At 72.2% G+C, this 20,031-nt stretch carries 19 protein-coding genes and 1 pseudogene; 11 read left to right on the plus strand and 9 right to left on the minus strand.

Translation table 11 applies throughout. The annotated features are described in order from the left end of the window. The first annotated feature begins 225 nt into the window (after positions 1–225). Positions 226–1,767, plus strand: coding sequence for an NCS1 family nucleobase:cation symporter-1 (locus tag AB5J54_RS32180; protein WP_369147427.1), 1,542 nt, complete (start codon positions 226–228; stop codon positions 1,765–1,767). On the opposite strand, the gene AB5J54_RS32185 is transcribed toward AB5J54_RS32180, so the two are convergent. Beyond that, complete coding sequence (locus AB5J54_RS32185) at positions 1,721–2,533, minus strand: serine protease (RefSeq protein ID WP_369147428.1); 813 nt, start codon at positions 2,531–2,533, stop codon at positions 1,721–1,723. The genes AB5J54_RS32180 and AB5J54_RS32185 overlap by 47 nt on opposite strands. 376 nt (positions 2,534–2,909) lie before the next feature. Continuing rightward, positions 2,910–3,977 carry a biotin/lipoate A/B protein ligase family protein gene (locus AB5J54_RS32190; protein WP_369147429.1) on the minus strand — a complete coding sequence of 356 codons (1,068 nt, stop codon included), beginning with the start codon at positions 3,975–3,977 and terminating at the stop codon, positions 2,910–2,912. Positions 3,978–4,089: 112 nt separating this feature from the next. Here AB5J54_RS32190 and AB5J54_RS32195 point away from each other — a divergent pair, with 112 nt between their 5' ends. The 6 genes from AB5J54_RS32195 to AB5J54_RS32220 all read left to right on the plus strand — a co-directional run bounded on the left by AB5J54_RS32195 (position 4,090) and on the right by AB5J54_RS32220 (position 10,030). Continuing rightward, a complete protein-coding gene (locus AB5J54_RS32195) occupies positions 4,090–4,926 on the plus strand; it encodes an inositol monophosphatase (protein WP_369147430.1) in 837 nt (278 codons plus the stop codon). A gap of 81 nt (positions 4,927–5,007) precedes the next feature. After that, positions 5,008–6,411 (plus strand): phytoene desaturase family protein, encoded by a 1,404-nt coding sequence (locus tag AB5J54_RS32200; protein WP_369149524.1) that lies wholly within the window; start codon positions 5,008–5,010, stop codon positions 6,409–6,411. 10 nt (positions 6,412–6,421) lie between these two features. Then, positions 6,422–7,042: an L-threonylcarbamoyladenylate synthase gene (locus tag AB5J54_RS32205; protein ID WP_369147431.1), complete on the plus strand. Its 621-nt coding sequence runs from the start codon at positions 6,422–6,424 to the stop codon at positions 7,040–7,042. 108 nt (positions 7,043–7,150) lie between these two features. After that, entirely contained in the window at positions 7,151–7,912 is a 762-nt protein-coding gene (locus tag AB5J54_RS32210; protein ID WP_369147433.1) for a metallophosphoesterase, read from the plus strand. Between the two features lie 114 nt (positions 7,913–8,026). Further along, positions 8,027–9,505, plus strand: a complete 1,479-nt coding sequence (locus AB5J54_RS32215) for an AlkA N-terminal domain-containing protein (protein ID WP_369147434.1) — start codon at positions 8,027–8,029, stop codon at positions 9,503–9,505. 21 nt (positions 9,506–9,526) lie between these two features. Further along, a complete protein-coding gene (locus AB5J54_RS32220; RefSeq protein ID WP_369147435.1) occupies positions 9,527–10,030 on the plus strand; it encodes a methylated-DNA--[protein]-cysteine S-methyltransferase in 504 nt (167 codons plus the stop codon). Here AB5J54_RS32220 and AB5J54_RS32225 read toward each other — a convergent pair. Next, complete coding sequence (locus tag AB5J54_RS32225) at positions 10,027–10,746, minus strand: NAD-dependent deacetylase (RefSeq protein ID WP_369147436.1); 720 nt, start codon at positions 10,744–10,746, stop codon at positions 10,027–10,029. The genes AB5J54_RS32220 and AB5J54_RS32225 overlap by 4 nt on opposite strands. Positions 10,747–10,810: 64 nt before the next feature. Here AB5J54_RS32225 and AB5J54_RS32230 point away from each other — a divergent pair, with 64 nt between their 5' ends. Then, complete coding sequence (locus AB5J54_RS32230; protein WP_093873280.1) at positions 10,811–11,014, plus strand: type II toxin-antitoxin system VapB family antitoxin; 204 nt, start codon at positions 10,811–10,813, stop codon at positions 11,012–11,014. Between the two features lie 34 nt (positions 11,015–11,048). On the opposite strand, the gene AB5J54_RS32235 is transcribed toward AB5J54_RS32230, so the two are convergent. Then, positions 11,049–12,116: an ADP-ribosylglycohydrolase family protein gene (locus AB5J54_RS32235; protein ID WP_369147437.1), complete on the minus strand. Its 1,068-nt coding sequence runs from the start codon at positions 12,114–12,116 to the stop codon at positions 11,049–11,051. A gap of 43 nt (positions 12,117–12,159) precedes the next feature. After that, entirely contained in the window at positions 12,160–13,857 is a 1,698-nt protein-coding gene (locus AB5J54_RS32240; protein WP_369147438.1) for a BCCT family transporter, read from the minus strand. A 112-nt stretch (positions 13,858–13,969) separates the two neighbouring features. Between AB5J54_RS32240 and AB5J54_RS32245 the strand changes: the two genes are divergently transcribed. The 3 genes and pseudogenes from AB5J54_RS32245 (at position 13,970) to AB5J54_RS32255 (ending at position 16,536) form a co-directional block, all read left to right on the plus strand. After that, positions 13,970–15,121, plus strand: a complete 1,152-nt coding sequence (locus AB5J54_RS32245) for a glycerate kinase (RefSeq protein ID WP_369147439.1) — start codon at positions 13,970–13,972, stop codon at positions 15,119–15,121. 410 nt (positions 15,122–15,531) lie between these two features. Further along, positions 15,532–15,957, plus strand: a pseudogene (locus AB5J54_RS32250) (GNAT family N-acetyltransferase); the annotation flags it as partial. A gap of 63 nt (positions 15,958–16,020) precedes the next feature. Next, on the plus strand, positions 16,021–16,536 hold the full coding sequence (locus AB5J54_RS32255; RefSeq protein WP_369149526.1) for a GNAT family N-acetyltransferase: 516 nt from the start codon (positions 16,021–16,023) through the stop codon (positions 16,534–16,536). Between the two features lie 87 nt (positions 16,537–16,623). Here the strand turns inward: AB5J54_RS32255 and pssA are convergent, their stop codons facing one another. From pssA to AB5J54_RS32275, 4 genes are all read right to left on the minus strand, one after another. After that, the gene (gene pssA / locus AB5J54_RS32260) at positions 16,624–17,490 is read right to left on the minus strand and encodes a CDP-diacylglycerol--serine O-phosphatidyltransferase (protein ID WP_351190376.1); all 867 of its coding nucleotides are present in this window, start codon (positions 17,488–17,490) and stop codon (positions 16,624–16,626) included. After that, complete coding sequence (locus AB5J54_RS32265; protein ID WP_369147440.1) at positions 17,483–18,139, minus strand: phosphatidylserine decarboxylase; 657 nt, start codon at positions 18,137–18,139, stop codon at positions 17,483–17,485. The genes pssA and AB5J54_RS32265 overlap by 8 nt, the downstream gene beginning before the upstream one ends. Positions 18,140–18,308: 169 nt before the next feature. Beyond that, the gene (locus tag AB5J54_RS32270) at positions 18,309–19,514 is read right to left on the minus strand and encodes an acyl-CoA dehydrogenase family protein (protein ID WP_017236794.1); all 1,206 of its coding nucleotides are present in this window, start codon (positions 19,512–19,514) and stop codon (positions 18,309–18,311) included. Between the two features lie 2 nt (positions 19,515–19,516). Beyond that, positions 19,517–20,029: a MaoC family dehydratase gene (locus AB5J54_RS32275; protein ID WP_015656728.1), complete on the minus strand. Its 513-nt coding sequence runs from the start codon at positions 20,027–20,029 to the stop codon at positions 19,517–19,519. Positions 20,030–20,031 lie beyond the last annotated feature (2 nt).

The following is a 20,031-nucleotide window of genomic DNA, read 5'->3' on the forward strand; positions in this document are numbered from 1 at the left end:
CTTTCCGATGGTGTATAGCCCCGGCCGGATTCGCGTCGACCGAAAGTGCGACCGTGCCCACGCCGAGGAACTGGCCGCCGAGGGGGGGCGCTGAACAGCGAACGGGTCTCACCGGGCGTTTCCGCCTCCCTTGACGCCCCTGCCCCGTAGGACGAGACTCCGCACGGTCAAGAACCCCACGCCCCGCACGGCCTCGTTCCGTCCCTCGAACGAAGGGTTCCGTCCATGACCGCAACCGCGTCCTCCGGCAGACCCGGCCCCTCGGACGTCCGAGACGGCCGTGTCGAGCTCGCGCCCGGCACGGCCCTCGCCGATCCCCGCTTCGTCAACGACGACCTGTTGCCCGTCCCCGTGGCCGGGCGTCGCTGGACCACGTACAACTTCGCCGCCCTCTGGGTCGGCATGGCCCACAACATCCCCTCCTGGATGCTCGCCTCCGGTCTCGTCGCCCTCGGCATGGACTGGAAGCAGGCCGTCCTCACCATCGCCCTGGCCAACGTCGTCGTCCTCGTGCCGATGCTGCTCACCGGGCACGCGGGACCGAAGTACGGCATTCCGTTCCCCGTCCTCGCGCGTGCCTCCTTCGGGCTGCGCGGCGCGAATCTGCCCGCGCTCGTGCGGGCCGGTGTCGCCTGCGCCTGGTTCGGCATCCAGACCTGGATCGGCGGTCAGGGCGTCTTCGTCCTGCTCGACAAGGTCTTCGGCGGCGGCTGGGCGGGGGCGTCGAAGGTCGGCGGCCAGCCGTGGACCCTGTGGCTCTGCTTCGTGCTCTTCTGGGCGCTCGAACTCGCCGTCATCTACCGGGGGATGGAGGCCCTGCGCCGCTTCGAGAACTGGGCCGCGCCCTTCGTGATCGTCGGTGCGCTCGCCCTCCTCGTCTGGATCACGGTCAAGGCGGGCGGACTCGGTCCGCTCCTCGACCAGCCGTCGAAGCTGGGCTGGGGCGCGGGGTTCTGGCCCGTGTTCTTCCCCGCCCTGATGGGGATGATCGCCTTCTGGGCGACGTTGAGCCTGAACATCCCGGACTTCACCCGCTTCGGTGCGGGCCAGCGCTCCCAAGTCCTGGGCCAGACACTCGGGTTGCCCACCACGATGACCCTGTTCGCCCTGCTCTCGGTGCTCGTCACCTCCGGCTCACAGGCCGTGTACGGGGCGCCGGTCTGGGACCCGGTGGCGCTCGCGGCCAAGACCGACAACGTCTTCGGCCTGCTCTTCGCCCTGGTGACGGTCCTGGTCGCCACCCTGTCGGTGAACATCGCGGCGAACGTGGTCTCCCCGGCGTACGACCTCGCCAACCTCGCGCCGAGACTGGTGAACTTCCGTACGGGCGCGCTGATCACGGGCGTCGTCGGCGTGCTCATCATGCCGTGGAAGCTCACCGCCACTCCGGAGCTGTACATCTTCACGTGGCTCGGCCTGGTCGGCGGCCTCCTCGGGACGGTCGCGGGCATCCTCATCGCCGACTACTGGCTCGTCCGCCGGACCGTCCTCGACCTCGAAGGGCTCTACCGGGCCGGCGGCCCCTACTGGTACCGGGCAGGCTGGAACCCGGCGGCCGTCCTCGCCTTCGTGGTGGGCGGCGTCCTCGCCGTGGGCGGCTCGCACTCGGCGCCGGGCACGGGGCCGTTCCCCGAGGACGGCCTGATCCCCTTCCTCAAACCGCTCGCCGACTACGGCTGGGCCGTGGGTCTGGCCGCCGCCCTGCTCCTCTACACCGCCCTCATGAAGCGCGGGGGAGGTGCCCGGCCGTCCTCCCGATCCAGCTGAGGTAGGACCAGACCCGGGTGTTCACGGCGGGGGTGTCGGTCGCGCACCCCTTGCCGTACGAGACCAGGCCGACCAGGTACGGCGTCCCCGCGATCGTGTGGACCAGGGGGCCGCCGGAGTCGTACTGACAGGTGTCCCGGCCGGGCGCGTACGTGCAGAGCTGGGCGGCGGTGACCTGGGACATGCCCCGGGTGCCGCAGGTGGGGTTGCTCATGGTGCCGAGGACCACGGTCCGCAGGACGTCGGAGGTGCGGCCGCCGAAGGAGGTGGCGCCCCAGCCGGGGGCCTCGACCTGGGTGTGGTCGAAGGCGCCGTGGGCGTACCGGGCGGGCAGGGCGACCGGTCGCACGTCACGGTTGAACACCACCGGCTCGGCCAGTCGGATCAGCGCGATGTCGTCGCGCTGGGTGGCCGGGTCGTAGTCCGGGTGCGGGAGGAACGAGGCCGGGGTCGCGAGCACGGCGTTCGGGCTGTCGTCCGCGCGTGTCAGGTCGTGGTCGCCGAGGAGGACGCCCACGCGCGCGGTGCTGCTGTACGAGCCGGTGAGACAGTGCGCGGCGGTGAGCACGTACCGCTCGCCGACCAGCGCGCCGCCGCACATCACCCGGTGCTCTTCCCGGTCCACGAGTCCCACCATGTACGGGTACTGATGGGGCCGCGCCTCCTGCCCGCCGACGACCGCGTACGCCTGCGGCGCGACGCCGAGAGGGCACACGCCCAGGACCGCGCCCGCGACCGCCGCGATGAGCTTCCTCGCCCGTCCCACCTGATCTCCGCCCTGTCGTCGCCGTGACGTTTCCGCACGGGCATCAACGACGAGAACGGACCGGGGTCACCCCCCCCGTTGTGGGCAGGCGTTCCGCAAAGGGCGGAACGGGTGGGCACAACGGAACGGCGCCTTGCCGGCGCCAGAGGCTTACGCGCCTGAACCCGCACCCCGTGCGCGGTGCACTGGTGGAGCGGGTCGGGGCGCGGAACGCGGAGGCGCCGCTGAAGCGCGCCGTCCCGTGTGCCCACCCTCCCCCAAGCTCTCGGCTTCGCTCGAGCAGGGGGGGACCCCCACGCCCCAGCGGGACGATTGCCCACACGGGGGTGGGCCGGGGCACCCCCCCCCGTGCGGCGCGGGCCTACACGGGGGAGGGCTACGGCACCCGGGACGTCCACTCGCGCGTGGCGAACTTCGACTCCGCCAGGTCCTTCGCGCGGGTCAGTTCGTCCTCCGTGACCCGCCCCTCCGTGAGGCCGTAGCGGTCGCGGAAGGAGGCGATCATCCGGGCGATCACCGTCTCGCGCGGAAGGCCCGTCTGCCGCCGCAGCGGGTCCACCCGCTTCTTCGCGCTCTTGGTGCCCTTGTCGGAGAGCTTCTCGCGGCCGATCCGCAGCACCTCCGTCATCTTGTCCGCGTCGATGTCGTACGCCATCGTCACGTGGTGCAGGACCGCGCCCTCGCCCGCCACGAGCCGCTTCTGCGCCGCGCCCGCGATCTTGCCGGCGTCCGTCGCGATGTCGTTGAGCGGCTGGTACCAGGCCCGGATCCCCATGTCGCCGAGCGCGCCGAGGACCCAGTCGTCGAGGTAGGCGTAGCTGTCGGTGAAGGACAGGCCCTGCACGAGGGCGTCGGGGACGGACAGCGAGTACGTGATGGTGTTGCCCGGCTCGATGAACATCGCCCCGCCGCCGCTGATCCGGCGCACGACCTGGATGCCGTGCCGCTCCGCGGCCTCCCGGTCGACCTCGTTGCGCAGGGACTGGAAGCTGCCGATGACCACCGCGGGGGCGCCCCACTCCCACACCCGGAGGGTCGGCGGGCGGCGGCCGGCGGCGACCTCGGCCGTCAGGACCTCGTCGAGTGCCATGTGCAGCGCGGGGGACTGCGGCGGCTCGTGGATCAGCTGCCAGTCGTAGTCGGTCCAGTCCGTGGCGTGGGCGAGGGCGCGGCGGACCGCGACCCCGACGCCCTCCGTGGTCAGCCCGAACATCTGCGTGCCCGGCGGGAGCGCCGCGTCGATCCGCGCCGCGAGCCCCGAGGCGTCGGTGTCGACCGGCGCGCCTTCGAGTGCCCCGTCGATCGCGAGGATCGCCTCGTCGGGTTCCAGGAAGAAGTCGCCCGCGACCCGGACGTTCCGCAGGACGCCCTCCTCGGTGTCGAGGTCGACGACCACCAGCTTTCCGCCGGGGACCTTGTACTCACCGTGGTACGCGCCGTGCACGGAGGCCTCCCTGCCTGTAAGGGGTGAACTCGGCCAAAGGGTACTCCCCGGGGAAACGGAGGGTGACAAGCGCGGCATTCCGGTTGTCAGCGCCCCGTGCTTAGCTGGAGGCATGATCGAAGACTTCCTTGAGCACGTCCTCGGCGGCCGTACGACCGAGGTCGAGGAGGCGGTCCGCAAGGCGGCCGCCGCCGAGATCATGCCGCGCTTCCGGCAGCTCGCCGCCGACGACATCGTCGAGAAGAACGGCCCGCACGACCTGGTCACCGTCGCCGACCGGGCGGCCGAGGCCCACCTCACGGCCTCCCTCACCGCGCTGCTGCCCGGCTCCGTGGTCGTGGGCGAGGAGGGAGTCCACGCCGACCCCACCGTGTACGAGGCGCTGGGCGGCGACGCCCCCGTCTGGATCGTCGACCCCGTCGACGGCACCCGGCAGTTCGTCCACGGCGACCCCGCCTTCTGCACCCTCGTCGCCCTCGCCCGGCACGGTGAGGTCCTCGCCTCCTGGACCTTCGCCCCCGCCCTGGAGGAGATGGCGGTCGCGGTCCGCGGGCGCGGCGCCACGCTCAACGGGCGGGAGCTGAGGTCCGGTTCGCCGGCGCCCGGCGCGGTCCTGGAGGTCGCCACCTCGCACCCCGACTACACGACCCCGGACCAGAAGCGGGCCCTGCTCGGCCTGACGGTCGACGGCGTCCGGCCGCGCCCCTGCGGCTCGGCCGGGCTCGAGTACCTCGCCGTGGCGCGCGGGGCGCTCGACGGCACCGCCTTCAGTTGGGAGTACGCCTGGGACCACGCCGCCGGACTCCTCCTGGTCGCGGAGGCGGGCGGCGCGACGACGACGATCGCGGGGGATCCGTTCCGTATCGCCGGGGGGAACGCGCTGCCGTTCACGACCGCCCGGGACGCGGACACCGCGGAGCGGATCCGGACGCTCCTCGGGGGCGTGTGAGACGCGGTCCGCCACCCGCCTATCCTGGGAGCCTTGGCCATCGGCTGACGAAGGAGTCCGAAGGTGACGAACGAGACGTCGATGCTCGATGCCGTCGTCGTGGGGGCGGGGCCCAACGGACTGACGGCCGCCGTCGAACTGGCCCGGCGCGGCCTCTCCGTGGCCGTCTTCGAGGCCAAGTCCACGGTCGGCGGCGGCGCCAGGACCGAGGAGCTCACCCTTCCCGGCTTCCTCCACGACCCCTGCTCCGCCGTGCACCCGCTCGGCGCCGGTTCGCCCGTCTTCAAGACGATGCCGCTCGACCGGTACGGCCTGGAGTGGCTCCACCCCGAACTGCCCATGGCCCACCCCTGGGACGACGGCACCGCGGCCGTCCTCGCCCGCTCCGTCGCCGAGACCGCCGCCTCCTTCGGACCGCGCGACGCCGGGACGTACCGCAGGCTCGTCGCCCCCTTCCTCGGCAAGTGGGACACCCTGGCGAGCGACTTCATGCAGCTGCCGCTCACCGCGCTGCCCCGCGACCCGGTCACCCTCGCCCGCTTCGGCCTCGCCGGACTCCCGCCGTCCACCTGGCTGATGCGGAGGTTCCAGGACGAGAAGGCCCGCGCGCTCCTCGCCGGGCTCGTCGGCCATGTCATCGCCCCGCTCGACGGCTTCGCCACCGGCGCCGTCGGTCTGGTCTTCGCGCTCGCCGCGCACGCGGGCGGCTGGCCGATGCCCCGGGGCGGCTCCCAGTCGATCTCCGACGCCCTCGCCGCGTACCTCAAGGACCTCGGCGGCGCCGTCCACACCGACTTCGAGGTCAAGCGGCTCGACGACCTGCCGCCCGCCCGCGCCTACGTCTTCGACACCTCGCCCACGGCCCTCGCCCGGATCGCCGGCTTCGGCGGGCACTACGACCACTACACGTACGGCGCGAGCGTCTTCAAGATCGACTACGCGCTCGACGGGCCCGTGCCGTGGACCGCCGAGGAGGCCCGCAGGGCCGGCACCGTGCAGATCGGCCCCACCGCCGGCGAGATCGGCACCGCCCTGCGCGAGGCCTCCTCCGGCACCGCCCCCGACGCCCCCTTCCTCATCACCGCCCAGCCCAGCCTCGTCGACCCCTCCCGCGCCCCCGAGGGCAAGCACGTCTTCTGGGCGTACGGCCATGTGCCGAACGGCTGGCGCGGCGACCTCACCGAGGCGATCGAGCGTCAGATCGAGCGCTTCGCACCCGGTTTCCGCGACCGCGTCCTGGCCCGCGCCACCGCGGGCCCGCCCGAACTCGCCGAGCGCAACGCCAACTACATCGGCGGCGACATCGCCTGCGGCGCCGCCCGCGGCCTCCAGCTCCTGCTGCGCCCCACGCTGTCCCTCCGCCCCTACGCCACCCCGCACCCGGCGGTCTTCCTCTGCTCCTCCGCGACCCCGCCCGGCCCCGGCGTGCACGGCATGTCCGGGCACAACGCGGCGAAGGCCGTATGGCGGAGCCTGCGAAAATAGACTGCTCCCCATGGCCAAGTACTTCGACGTGCACCCCGACAACCCCCAGCCCCGCACCATCGGCGCGGTGGCCGACTCCATCCGGAACGGGGCGCTCGTCGCGTACCCGACCGACTCCTGCTACGCGCTCGGCACCCGGCTGGGCAGCCGCGACGGCATCAGCCGCATCCGCGCCATCCGCGACCTCGACGACCGGCACCACTTCACGCTGATGTGCGCGAACTTCGCCCAGCTGGGCCAGCTCGTGCACATCGACAACGACGTCTTCCGCGCGGTGAAGGCGTCCACGCCCGGCCCGTACACCTTCATCCTCCCGGCGACGAAGGAGGTGCCGCGCCAGCTCCTCCACCCCAAGAAGAAGACCGTCGGCGTCCGCATCCCCGACCACGTCGTCACCCAGGCCCTGCTCGCCGAGCTCGGCGAGCCGCTGCTCTCCAGCACCCTCCTCCTGCCCGACGAGGCCGAACCGCTCACCCAGGGCTGGGAGATCAAGGAGCGGCTCGACCACCAGGTCGACGCCGTGCTCGACTCCGGCGACTGCGGCACCGAACCCACCACCGTCGTCGACTTCTCCAGCGGCGAGCCCGAGGTCGTCCGCCGCGGCGCTGGGGACACCACCCGCTTCGAGTAGCCGGACCGGGCAGGCCACCGGTCCCGGATCGGCCCTTCCGGGCCCGTCCGTGATCACCGTACGGTCGTGTGAACGCCCGTTCGCGCGCACCCACGGAGGCACGGCCGCATGATCGTCATCGCCCACGTCAGCGACGTCCACATCGACGGCGAGCAGCGCAGTCAGGACCGCACCCGTGCCGTCCTGCGGTACCTGGAGGAGCTGCCGTACGACCTGGCGGCGGTCCTCGTCACCGGTGACATCGCCGACCACGGGACCCCGGACGAGTACGCGGTGGCGCGGGAGCTGCTGACCTCCCGCCATCCGCTGCTCGTCTGCCCCGGCAACCACGACGACCGCGCCGCCTTCCGCAAGGGCCTCCTCACCGAGGAGACCACGGCGCGCCCCGACGCCCCCGTCAACCAGGTGCTCCGCGGCGAGGGTTTCGTCATCGCCCTCTGCGACTCCTCGGTGCCCGGCGAGCACCAGGGCCTCCTGGAGGACGAGACCCTGGAGTGGCTCGACGGCGTGCTGGCGGCCACCCTGCAGGAGGTGCCCGTCCTGGTCGCCTTCCACCACCCGCCGGTCCCGCTGCACACCCCGTACGTGGACGGGATCCGGCAGTTCGGCGAGGAGCGGCTCGCCGAACTCGCCGACCGCCACCCGCACCTCACGGCCTTCCTCGCGGGCCACGCCCACACGGCCGCCGCCACCACCTTCGCCGGGCGTCCGCTGCTCGTCGCGCCCGGGGTGGTCTCGGCCCTGCGCCTCCCCTGGGAGAACCCGACCGATCACCCGCACGTCCACCTCGGCCTGCCGCCCGCCCTCGCCTTCCACGTCCTCGGCGAGGACGGCCGGCTGACCACCCACTACCGGACCGTCACCGTCTGAGACCGGGCGGGGACGGACGGAGACCGGACGGTGACCGACGCGGGCGGGGAGGGGGCGGACGTCCATGTCGTTTTCTCGCCAGCCCAGGAGTCGTCCGTGCCCGATCCTGGAACCATGCACACCGACACCGAGCGCTGCGTACGGGCCGTCCAGTCGAAGGAGGCCCGTTTCGACGGCGTGTTCTTCACCGCCGTCCGCACCACCCGGATCTACTGCCGGCCCAGCTGCCCGGCCGTCCCGCCCAAGCCGGAGAACATGGAGTTCCACCCCAGCGCCGCCTCCTGCCAGCGCGCCGGCTACCGGGCCTGCAAGCGGTGCCGGCCCGACACCAGCCCCGGCTCACCCCAGTGGAACGTCCGGGCCGACGCCGTCGCCCGCGCCGTACGGCTCATCCAGGACGGTGTCGTCGACCGCGAGGGCGTCCCCGGTCTGGCCCGGCGGCTCGGCTGGTCCACCCGCCAGATCGAACGCCAGCTCCTCGCCGAACTCGGCGCCGGACCCCTCGCCCTCGCCCGCGCCCAGCGCGCCCAGACCGCCCGGCTGCTGATCGAGACCACCCCCATGCCCTTCGGCGAGATCGCCTTCGCCGCCGGCTTCTCCTCCATCCGCACCTTCAACGACACCGTCCGCGAGGTCTTCGCCCTCACCCCCGGCGAGCTCCGCGCCCGCGCCGCCCGCCGGTCACCGCTCCAGGCGACCGCGACCCCCGGTGTCATCAGCCTCCGGCTGCCGTTCCGGGCCCCGCTCGAACCCTCCAACCTCTTCGGGCACCTGGCCGCGACCGCCGTCCCCGGCGTGGAGGAGTGGCGCGACGGCGCCTACCGGCGGACGCTGAGCCTCCCGTACGGACACGGCATCGTCTCCCTCGCCCCGCGCCCCGACCACATCGCCTGTCGCCTCTTCCTCACCGATCCGCGCGACCTCACCCACGCGATCAGCCGCTGCCGCCGGCTCCTCGACCTCGACGCCGACCCCGTCGCCGTCGACGAGCAGCTCCGCACCGACCCGCTGCTCGCCCCGATCGTCGACAAGGCGCCCGGCCGCCGGGTGCCCGGCACCGTCGACGCCGCCGAGTTCGCCGTACGGGCCGTCCTCGGCCAGCAGGTGTCCACGGCCGCAGCCCGCACCCACGCCGCCCGCCTGGTCACCGCGCACGGCGTCCCGATCGAGGACCCCGAGGGCGGCCTCACCCACCTCTTCCCGGGCCCCGAGGCGCTCGCCGCCCTCGACCCCGAGAGCCTCGCCCTGCCGCGCAGCCGCCGCACCACCCTCCTCACCCTCGTCCGGGCCCTCGCCGACGGCTCGCTCCCGCTCGGCCCCGCCGACGACCGCGAGGAGGCCCGCGCCCGGCTGCTCGCCCTGCCCGGCTTCGGCCCCTGGACCACCGAGATCATCGCCATGCGGGCCCTCGGCGACCCCGACGCCTTCCTCCCCGGCGACCTCGGCGTCCGCCGCGCCGCCGAGGGCCTCGGACTGCCCGGCACCCCCGCCGCGCTGACCGCCGGTGCCGCCCGCTGGCGCCCCTGGCGCGCCTACGCCGTCCAGTACCTCTGGGCGACCGACGACCACCCGATCAACCTTCTGCCCGTGTAAGGACCGTAAGGACCCCGTCCCATGCCACCCGTCATCCAGCACACCGTCGTCGACAGCCCCTACGAGCCGCTGACCCTCGTCGCCGTCGACGGCGTCCTCAGCCGCCTCCACATGACCGGCCAGCGCCACCGCCCGGCCGAGGAGACCTTCGGCGAGCCCGACCCGCGTCCCTTCGGCGAGACCATCCGCCAGCTCGACGCCTACTTCGCGGGCGAACTCACCGAGTTCGAACTGCCGTTGAACCTGGTCGGCACCCCGTTCCAGCTGCGCGTCTGGGAGCAGCTCCTGCGCATCCCGTACGGGGAGACCCGCACGTACGGAGAACTCGCCGAGGAGCTCGGCAACCCCGGCGCCTCGCGCGCCGTGGGCCTCGCCAACGGCAAGAACCCCGTCGGCATCATCGTCCCCTGCCACCGGGTGATCGGCGCGGGCGGAAGCCTCACCGGCTACGGCGGCGGCCTGGACCGCAAGCAGCGGCTGCTCGCCTTCGAATCGGGTACGGCGGAACCGGACGCCCTGTTCTAGCGGAGCCGGTCGAGCAGCGCGGGCAGCGCCGTGCCGATCGGCTCGCGCACGACCTCGTCGGCGACGGGATCGTACGGGGTGGCTTCGGCGTTCACGATAATCAGCCGGGCGCCGTGCTCGGCCGCGATCCCCGCGAGGGAGGCCGCCGGCTGGACCTGGAGGCTGCTGCCCGCCACGACGAACACCTCGGTGGCCTTGGCGATCGACATGGCCGTGCCGAGCACCACCGGATCGAGCCGCTGTCCGAACATCACCGTCGCGGACTTCAGGATCCCGCCGCACGCCCGGCACGCCGGGTCGTCCTCACCGGCCCGCACCCGGTCGAGCGCGTCCGCCATCGTCGACCGCGCGTGGCAGGCCGTGCACACCACCGACCGCGCCGAGCCGTGGAGTTCGAGGACCTTCCGCTCGGACACCCCGGCGGCCTGGTGCAGACCGTCCACGTTCTGCGTGATCACCCGCAGCGGGTTGCCGCTCGTCCGTTCGTAGGCGGCGATCGCACGGTGCGCCACGTTCGGCTCGGCGCCCAGGACCGGGCCGTCGAGCCGCATCCGCCACGAGCGCCGGCGGATGTCCGGGTCGGCCATGTACGGCCCGTACGTGACGAGCCGCTCGGCCCCGGGGTCCTGCCGCCACACGCCGTTCGGACCCCGGTAGTCGGGGATGCCCGAGTCGGTGGAGATGCCGGCACCGGTGAAGATCGCGACCATCGTCATGCGACGACCCTAGGCACCGCCGAACCGCTCCCGCGAGCGGGTTTCCCGGTGTTAGGTTCCCGCCATGGCCAAGGTGAACATCGGTCTCGACGCCGAACTCGTCGTGGAAGTCATGGTTCTGGCCGGCATCGGCAACCCCCAGGACGCCGTCGAGGCGGTCGTCCGCGACTACATCGCCCGCGGCCACCGCACCGAGGCACGGGCCGTCAGCCGCGACGAACCGCAGCGCACCGGCGAGATCGTCCCACCGGAGCCCCCGCAGGGCTGACGTGCCGGAGGGAACGCGGAGCCCAAGCCGTCCCTCACTTCTCCCGCTCCGCCAACCGCAGCGTCCGCTCCGCCAGTTCGCTGATGCGGACGCCGTCGAAGCCGAAGACGGCGCTGCGCACCCGGTCCCGCAGCGGCTCGGACCACTGCGGCGGGATCGCGGCCGCGCCGCAGCGGACCCCGGCCACCGAGCCCGCCGTCGCCCCGTTGGAGTCGGTGTCCAGGCCGCCGCGGACGGTCAGCGCGATCGTGCGGGTGAAGTCCCCCTCCCCGTAAAGGAGTCCGGCGGTCAGCACCGCCGCGTTCGGGACGGTGTGGATCCAGCCGAGGCCCGCCGTCCGCTCCGCGAGCTCGGTGAGCGCATCCGACCACCCGAGCCCCGACTCGTACAGCGCGATCGCTCCCCGCACGGTCCGGGCGAGCCGGCTGCTCGCCGGCACCCGCTCCAGGCTGGTCTCCAGCGCCGACCGGATGTCCGGGGCGGTGAAGGCCGCCGCGATCAGCGCCGCCGCCCACATCGCCCCGTACACGCCGTTCCCGGTGTGCGAGAGGACCGCGTCCCGGCGGGCCAGCGAGGCGGCCCGGCGCGGATCGCCCGGGCAGGTCCAGCCGTACACGTCGGCCCGGATCAGCGCCCCGATCCAGTCCTGGTACGGATTGTCGTACGTGGCGGTCAGCGGCGGCCGCAGCCCGTCGGCGAGGTTCCGGTAGGCGACCCGCTCCGCCGTGAACGTCTGCAGGTACGGCACCCGCAGCAGCCACTCCTCACCGACCTGCTCCGTGGTGAACGCGAAGCCGTACGTCTCCAGGAGGTGCAGCCCCAGGACCGACCAGTCCACGTCGTCGTCCCGGCAGCTCCCGTCGATCCCGCCCCGCACGCACCGCTCCCACTCCGGCCGCAGCTCGAAGCCCTCCGCCCCCGGCGGCGGGGGAGGGAGGTAGTCCGTCAGCGGGAGCGCCCCGGTCAGCCGCAGATACGCGTCGATGTGCTCCCGGGTCCAGTGGTCGCCGCGCTCCACGGGCTTGCCGAGCATGTTCCCGGCGATCCGGCCCGTCCAGCCGCCCAGGATCCGGTCACCGAGCTCCCCGTCCGTGAACCCCATACCTCCGGTGTACCGAACCCGGCGGCCGGACGCGCGCCGAACGTCAGCCCTCGCCGTCGGGCGGCTCCACGCCGGTGCCGGCCTTCGCCGTCTCCCGGGGCCGGTCGTGGCGGGGCTCGCCGCCCCGCTCCGTCATCGCCTCGCCGACCAGGGTCCGCACCGCGTCCCGCAGCCCGTGCAGCGCGTGGTGCCGGGCCGGGCCCGCCCCCGGGTCCTCCCGCAGCTCCTTCAGAAGCGCGAAGCACAGCACCAGCATCACCACCACGAACGGCAGCGCCACCAGGATCGTCGCCGTCTGCAGCGAGGTCAGACCGCCCGCCACGAGCAGCACCGCCGCCACGGCCGCCATCAGGACGCCCCAGGTCACCACGAGCCAGGTCGGCGGGTTGAGCGAGCCGCGGCTCGTCAGCGAACCCATCACCAGGGAGGCCGAGTCCGCGCTCGTGACGAAGTACGTCATCACCAGGAGCATCGCGACGACCGAGGTCACCGTCCCGGCCGGCAGCGCCTCCAGCATCGCGAACAGCGAGGCCTCGGCGCCGTCCTTCACCGCCGTCGCCAGGTCCGCCGCACCCGTCGACTCCAGCCGGATCGCGGTCCCGCCCATCACGCAGAACCACACCACCGTCGCCCCCGACGGCACCAGCAGCACCCCCACCAGGAACTCGCGGATCGTCCGGCCGCGCGAGATCCGGGCGATGAAGGTGCCGACAAACGGCGCCCATGACAGCCACCACGCCCAGTAGAAGATCGTCCACGCGCCCAGCCAGTCGCGGTCGGTGAACGCGCCCGTACGGCTCGCCATCGGCAGCAGCTCGTGCAGATAGCCCCCGACGGAGGCCGGAACGGTGTCCAGGATGTAGACGGTCGGGCCGAGCAGGAACACGAAGAGCATCAGGCAGGCGGCGAGGACGATGTTCAGCGTGGACAGCCACTTCACGCCCTTGTTCAGCCCGGAGAACGCCGACAGCACGAAAGCGCCCGACAGCGCCACGATGATGATCAGCTGCGTCGCCGTGGAGTTCTTCACGTCCATCGTCAGATTCAGCCCCTCGGCGACCTGCAGCGCGCCGAGCCCCAGGCTCGTCGCCGTGCCGAACACCGTCGCGAACACCGCGAGCAGGTCGATCGCCTTCCCCGGCCAGGACGCCGCCCGGCGCGCCCCCATCAGCGGCACGAAGGCGGAGCTCAGCCGGTTCCCCCGGCCCTTGCGGAAGCCCGCGTACGCCAGCGCGAGACCCGCGATGCCGTAGATCGCCCACGGGGTCAGCGTCCAGTGGAAGAACGAGTACTCCAGGGCCGTCCGGGCCGCCGCTCCCGTCCCCGCCGGGACCCCGGTCGCCGGCGGAGGGCTCAGGAAGTGCGTCAGCGGCTCCCCGACCCCGTAGAACATCAAACCGATGCCCATCCCGGCGCTGAACATCATCGCGATCCAGGCCAGGTTCGTGAACTCCGGCTCCGAGTCGTCCGCGCCCAGCCTGATCCGACCGAAACGGCTCACCGCGATCACCACGCACAGCACCAGGAAGGTGTCCGCGGCGACCACGAACAGCCAGGCGAAGTTCGACAACACCCAGGCCAGGGCGGAGGAGGACGCCCTGTCGAAGGAGTCCTCGCCCAGCGCCGCCCAGCCGACGACCGCGACGACGGCAGCGACCCCGATCCCGATGACCGCGCCGTCGGGCCTGCCGTCCGTCGTGCCGTCCCTCGTGCCGTCCGGAACGATCTTTTCCGTACTCATGTGACCCCACTATGGTGCGGAATATCGCCTTATCAGGGGGTGGCACGCCGTCTGGCGGTACGGATAGGCTCCCCCTCGGCGCGACTGCACGTTCGAAAGCAAGGGATGCAAGGTGACGGACGGGGCAGCAACTCAGGCCGCACACGTTCTCGTGGCAGCCGACAAGTTCAAGGGCTCGCTCACGGCCGTACAGGTCGCGGAGCGGGTCACAGCAGGACTGCGACGGGTCGTCCCCGAGCTCACGGTGGAGACACTGCCCGTGGCCGACGGCGGCGACGGCACCGTCGCGGCGGCCGTCGCGGCCGGCTTCGAGCGGCGCGAGGTCCGCGTGACGGGCCCGCTCGGCGAGCCGGTCACCGCGGCGTTCGCGCTGCGCGGCACCACCGCGGTCGTCGAGATGGCCGAGGCCTCGGGCCTCCAGCTGCTCCCGCCCGGCGTGTTCGCCCCCCTGACGGCGACCACGTACGGCTCCGGAGAGCTGCTCCGCGCCGCCCTCGACGCCGGTGCGACCACCCTCGTCTTCGGCGTCGGCGGCAGCGCCACCACCGACGGCGGCTCCGGCATGCTCGCCGCGCTCGGCGCCCGCTTCCTCGACGCGTCCGGCGAGCCCGTCGGCCCCGGCGGCGCGCCGCTCGCCGACCTCGCCACGGCCGACCTCAGCGGCCTCGACCCCCGCTTCGCCTCCGTCGACCTGATCCTCGCGAGCGACGTCGACAACCCGCTGACCGGCCCGAAGGGCGCCCCCGCCGTCTACGGACCGCAGAAGGGCGCCACCCCGGACGACGTCCGCACCCTCGACGCGGCCCTCGCCCACTTCGCCACCGTCCTGGAGAAGGCCATCGGCCCCAAGGCCGCCGAGGCCGCCGTCGCGCCCGGCGCGGGCGGGGCGGGCGGCATCGGATACGGCGCGCTGATCCTCGGCGCGAGCTTCCGGCCCGGCATCGAGCTGATGCTGGAGGTCCTCGGCTTCGCCCCCGCGCTGGAGCGGGCCACCCTCGTCATCACCGGTGAGGGCTCCCTCGACGAGCAGACCCTCCACGGCAAGGCCCCGGCCGGCGTCGCCGCCGCCGCCCGTGCCGCCGGCAAGGAGGTCGTCGCGGTCTGCGGCCGCCTCGCCCTGCCGCCGGAGGCCCTGGGCGCGGCCGGCATCCGCCGGGCGTACCCGCTGACGGCGCTGGAGCCGGACACGGCGAAGTGCATCGCGAACGCGGGCCCGCTGCTCGAAGAAGTGGCGTCGAACATCGCGAGCGACTTCCTGTCGTAGGTGTTGTGGGCGCGCTTCCGCCGTTGTGGGCAATCGTTCCGCTGAGGCGGAACGGGTGGGCACAACGGACGGCGCCGATGCCGGCGCCAGAGGCTTCCGCGCCTGAACCCGCCCACGTGTGCGCCGTCGCTCGGGGTGCGGGTCAGGGCGCGGAACGCGGAGGCGCCGCTGATGCGCGCCGTCCCGTGTGCCCACCCTCCCCCAAGCTCTCGGCTTCGCTCGAGCAGGGGGGACCCCCATCGCCCCAGCGGGACGATTGCCCACACGGGGGTGGGCCGGGGCACCGCCCAGCGTGGGCGCGGGCGCCACACGGGGGTGCCCAGGCACCGCCCCGCCCGGCGCGGGCGCCACACGGCGGTGGGCACAGGTTTCGTCATCTTGGCGAAACACGGTGATGTGAAGCTCGGCCCATGACTGCTGCACGTATCGAGGAGAACCGCTCCCACCCCCGCCTCCCCGACCTGCTCGGCGCCTACCACCTTGTGAACCAAGCCGAGAAGGGGACGGCCGTGGAGTCGGTCGCCGAGCTCCCGGCCGTATACCGCGTCGAGGCCGAGGACCCGGCCGCCGCGTTCGCCGCCGACACGGTCCTGCTCGCGACCCCGCCCGGCGCGGACGAGCCGGCCGGATGCGTCGTCCTCAAGGCGCCCCGCGAGGGCCGCGCGCCCGAGATCAAGCGGCTCTGGGTCGCGCCGGAGGCCCGCAGGAAGGGCGTCGCGAAGGCCCTCATGGCGGAGGCGCTGCGCCGGGCCGCGGACTCCGGCGTGTCCGCGGTACGCCTCACCGTCTGGAACTGGCGGGAGGAGCCGCTCGCCCTCTACCGGAGCCTCGGCTTCGAGACGGTCGCTCCCTGGGACGACCGCCCGGACCTGCTCTGCCTGGAGCGGCGGCTCGACGGCATCGAGCACCTCACCCCCGACGCCGTACGGACCCACGCCCCCGCCGGACTCGCCGCGCTCCTCGTGGACGCCGTGGACGGCGGGGCCTCCGTCGGCTTCCTGGCGCCCCTGGACACGGCCGAGGCGGCCGCCTGGTGGTCCCGCGTTGCCGAGGAGGCCGCTGAGGGCGTGCGGGACGTCTGGGCCGCCCACGGGCCCGACGGGCGGCTCACCGGCGTCGTCACCCTCGTCCGCGCCGGGACGGCCAACGGCCGGCACCGCGGCGAGATCGCCCGGCTCCTCGTCCACCGCTCCGCCCGCGGCCGGGGCCTCGGGCGCCGGCTGCTCGCCACGGCCGAGGCCCACGCCGCCGCCACGGGCCTCCGTCTGCTGGTCCTGGACACCCAGACCGACAGCCCGGCCGAGCGCCTCTACCGGGGCGCGGGCTGGACCGCCGCCGGGACGATCCCGGACTTCGCCGCCGACCCGTCCGGCACCCTCCGCCCCACCACGCTGTACTACAAGCGCCTCGGCTAGGGCCTGTCCTTCGGATCAGGCCCAGGGCATGCGAAAGGGCCCGGGAGGCGAATCGCCTCCCGGGCCCTTTCGTACGACTTCCGTCCGCTACGGCAGCTGCGCCGCCCGCGCCTCCCGGCTCTCGCGCCGGTTGCCGCGGAAGGTGTTCACCCGACGGGCCGTCGCGAAGAGGGGGATCACGGCGCCCATCACGACCTGCAGCGCGCAGCCGGTCTGGAGCAGGAACGCCCCGCCCGGGGCGTCGAACGCCCAGGCCGCCAGCATCGCCATCGCGCCGACGATCCAGCTGAGCATCGCCACCGCGAGGACACCCCGCGGCTTCGGGTACTCGACCCGGCTGACCATCAGCCACGCCACTCCGATGATCGCGAGCAGCGTCGGGATGAAGGGCAGCTCCAGGAGCACGATCGAGACGACCGTCAGCGCGCCGAAGGGGCTCGGCATGCCCTGGAACATGCCGTCCTTCATCGTCACGCAGGAGAAGCGGGCCAGCCGCAGGACCACCGCGAGCAGCACCACGATCGCGGCGACCGCCGAGACCTTCTGCTGCGCGTCGTCCGCGACCATGCCGTACACGAGCACGAAGTAGGCCGGGGCCAGACCGAAGCTGATCAGGTCCGACAGGTTGTCGAGCTCGGCGCCCATCGGCGAGCTGCGGAGCTTGCGCGCCACGATGCCGTCGAAGAGGTCGAAGATCGCCGCGGCCAGCATCAGGATCACGGCGGTGGCGGCGCTGTTGCGCGCCATGCCGGTCTCGCTGCTGCCGGTGAGGTGCGGGATGAGGATGCCGGTGGTGGTGAAGTACACCGCCATGAAGCCGCACGTGGCGTTACCGAGCGTGAGGGCGTCCGCTATGGACAGCCTCAGCGACAGCGGCATCTCCTCGGCCTCTTCGGCCGCCTCCGCCTCGGCGTCGGCGACCCAGTCGGCGGCCCGTGTGTCGGGATCAATCACGGTCAATGCGAGTCACCCCCGCTGTGGTGGCCTGGCCGACCTCGACCGCGACCTCGACACCCTCGGGGAGGTAGATGTCGACGCGCGAGCCGAAGCGGATCAGACCGATACGGTCACCCTGCTCGACCTTCGTCCCCTGCGGGATGTACGGCACGATCCGCCGGGCGACGGCACCCGCGATCTGGACCATCTCGATGTCGCCGAGCTCGGTGTCGAAGTGCCAGACAACGCGCTCGTTGTTCTCGCTCTCCTTGTTGAACGCCGGGACGAACCCACCGGGCACGTGCTCCACGGACGTCACCGTGCCGGCCAGCGGCGCGCGGTTGACGTGGACGTTCAGCGGGCTCATGAAGATGGCGACCCGGGTGCGTCCGTCCTTCCACGGCATGATGCTCTGCACCACACCGTCGGCGGGGGAGATGACCCGGCCCTGAGCGATCTCACGCTCGGGGTCGCGGAAGAACCACAGCATGCCGGCCGCGAGAGCGGTGGTCGGCACGGCGATGGCCGCGGCTCGCCTCGACTTGCGGGAGCGCGCGAGGCTGAGTGCCGCGGTGGCGACGGTCGGCAGAAGCCACGGCGATGCTCCGCGTGCGATGCGCGTGCCCTTGAGGCTGTCGCGATGTGCAGAGGTTCGACTGTCGGGCATGGATGACCTTCGTAGCGGATGATGCCGCACTGGCAACGGGGGACGGCGGCTTTCCGGCGATGCTATCGGTTGCGGGGCGCAACTGGGCAAGCCAGGAACCGAGTCGACGGCCGGAAGACGAACACAGGGTGTGATCTTCTTCGCGGCCGAACCGACTCAAAAGCGACAATCAGCCCTGGAATCGGTACTCCTCCAGGAGCCGACGACCAATGATCATTTTCTGGATCTCGGCGGTACCTTCACCGATGAGCAGCATCGGCGCCTCACGGTAGAGACGCTCGATCTCGTACTCCTTGGAGAAGCCGTACCCGCCATGGATGCGGAAGGCGTCCTCGACGACCTCCTTGCAGTATTCGGAGGCGAGGTACTTCGCCATCCCTGCTTCGAGGTCGTTTCGTTCCCCAGAGTCCTTTTTGCGTGCTGCGTTCACCATCATGGCATGGGCGGCCTCGACCTTGGTAGCCATCTCGGCCAGCTTGAACTGAATCGCCTGGTGCTGGGCGATCGCCTTGCCGAAAGTGTGACGTTGCTGGGCATAAGAGACACCCAGTTCGAAAGCACGCTGCGCGACACCGCAACCACGGGCCGCCACGTTCACGCGGCCGACCTCGACGCCGTCCATCATTTGGTAAAACCCTCGGCCGGTGACCCCGCCGAGCACGCGATTGGCCGGAATGCGCAGTCCGTCCATGATGAGTTCGGTCGTGTCGACGCCCTTGTAACCCATCTTGTCGATCTTCCCGGGGATCGTGAGGCCGGGGCGGACCTCTCCGAAGCCGGGCTCCTTCTCGACGAGGAAGGTCGTCATCGACTTGTGGGGGGCCGTGCCCTCCGGGTGTCCTTCGTCACTTCGGACGAGAACGGCCACCAGCGTTGACGTGCCGCCGTTCGTCAGCCACATCTTCTGGCCGTTCAGGACGTACTCGTCGCCGTCCTTGACCGCCTTCGACGTGATCGCCGACACGTCCGAGCCGAGGCCCGGCTCCGACATCGAGAAGGCGCCGCGCGTCTCGCCGGCCGCCATCCGCGGAAGGAAGTACTCCTTCTGCTCCTGGGTGCCGTGCTGCTTGAGCATGTACGCCACGATGAAGTGCGTGTTGATGATGCCGGAGACCGACATCCAGCCGCGGGCGATCTCCTCCACGCACAGCGCGTAGGTGAGCAGCGACTCGCCCAGGCCCCCGTACTCCTCGGGGATCATCAGGCCGAAGACGCCGAGCTCCTTGAGCCCGTCGACGATCTGCTGCGGGTACTCGTCGCGGTGCTCCAGCTCCGTCGCGACCGGGATGATCTCCTTGTCGACGAAGTCCCGGACCGTGGCGAGGATCTCCTGCTGGACATCGGTCAGACCGTGGGTCTGGGCGAGTCGCGCCATGACTACTTCCCCTGTTCCTTGAGCTCGGGGCGGCCGGGCTGCTCGCCGCCGCGCTCCTTGATGTACGTCTCGGTGGGGACCATCACCTTGCGGCGGAAGACGCACACGAGGGTGCCGTCCTGCTTGTAGCCCTTGGTCTCGACGTAGACGATGCCGCGGTCGTTCTTCGACTTCGACGGGGTCTTGTCGAGGACCGTCGTCTCGCCGTAGATCGTGTCGCCGTGGAAGGTCGGCGCCACGTGCCGCAGCGACTCGATCTCCAGGTTGGCGATGGCCTTGCCGGAGACGTCCGGCACGGACATGCCGAGCAGCAGCGAGTAGATGTAATTGCCGACGACGACGTTCTTGCCGAAGTCCGTCGTGTTCTCGGCGTAATTCACATCCATGTGCAGCGGATGGTGGTTCATGGTGAGCAGACAGAAGAGGTGGTCGTCGTACTCGGTGACCGTCTTTCCGGGCCAGTGCTTGTAGACGGCACCGACTTCGAACTCTTCGTAGGTACGGCCGAACTGCATCG

Source organism: Streptomyces sp. R44, assembly GCF_041053105.1.
GTDB lineage: Bacteria > Actinomycetota > Actinomycetes > Streptomycetales > Streptomycetaceae > Streptomyces.

Bases quoted from the DNA above. Each gene is read 5' to 3' on its own strand.
- AB5J54_RS32215 (WP_369147434.1), top strand. From the start codon at position 8,027: ATGCACACCGACACCGAGCGCTGCGTACGGGCCGTCCAGTCGAAGGAG.
- AB5J54_RS32225 (WP_369147436.1), bottom strand. From the start codon at position 10,746: ATGACGATGGTCGCGATCTTCACCGGTGCCGGCATCTCCACCGACTCG.
- AB5J54_RS32195 (WP_369147430.1), top strand. From the start codon at position 4,090: ATGATCGAAGACTTCCTTGAGCACGTCCTCGGCGGCCGTACGACCGAG.
- AB5J54_RS32230 (WP_093873280.1), top strand. From the start codon at position 10,811: ATGGCCAAGGTGAACATCGGTCTCGACGCCGAACTCGTCGTGGAAGTC.
- AB5J54_RS32220 (WP_369147435.1), top strand. From the start codon at position 9,527: ATGCCACCCGTCATCCAGCACACCGTCGTCGACAGCCCCTACGAGCCG.
- AB5J54_RS32270 (WP_017236794.1), bottom strand. From the start codon at position 19,514: ATGGCGCGACTCGCCCAGACCCACGGTCTGACCGATGTCCAGCAGGAG.
- AB5J54_RS32235 (WP_369147437.1), bottom strand. From the start codon at position 12,116: ATGGGGTTCACGGACGGGGAGCTCGGTGACCGGATCCTGGGCGGCTGG.
- AB5J54_RS32205 (WP_369147431.1), top strand. From the start codon at position 6,422: ATGGCCAAGTACTTCGACGTGCACCCCGACAACCCCCAGCCCCGCACC.
- AB5J54_RS32265 (WP_369147440.1), bottom strand. From the start codon at position 18,139: ATGCCCGACAGTCGAACCTCTGCACATCGCGACAGCCTCAAGGGCACG.
- AB5J54_RS32200 (WP_369149524.1), top strand. From the start codon at position 5,008: ATGCTCGATGCCGTCGTCGTGGGGGCGGGGCCCAACGGACTGACGGCC.
- AB5J54_RS32210 (WP_369147433.1), top strand. From the start codon at position 7,151: ATGATCGTCATCGCCCACGTCAGCGACGTCCACATCGACGGCGAGCAG.
- AB5J54_RS32180 (WP_369147427.1), top strand. From the start codon at position 226: ATGACCGCAACCGCGTCCTCCGGCAGACCCGGCCCCTCGGACGTCCGA.
- AB5J54_RS32240 (WP_369147438.1), bottom strand. From the start codon at position 13,857: ATGAGTACGGAAAAGATCGTTCCGGACGGCACGAGGGACGGCACGACG.
- AB5J54_RS32275 (WP_015656728.1), bottom strand. From the start codon at position 20,029: ATGCAGTTCGGCCGTACCTACGAAGAGTTCGAAGTCGGTGCCGTCTAC.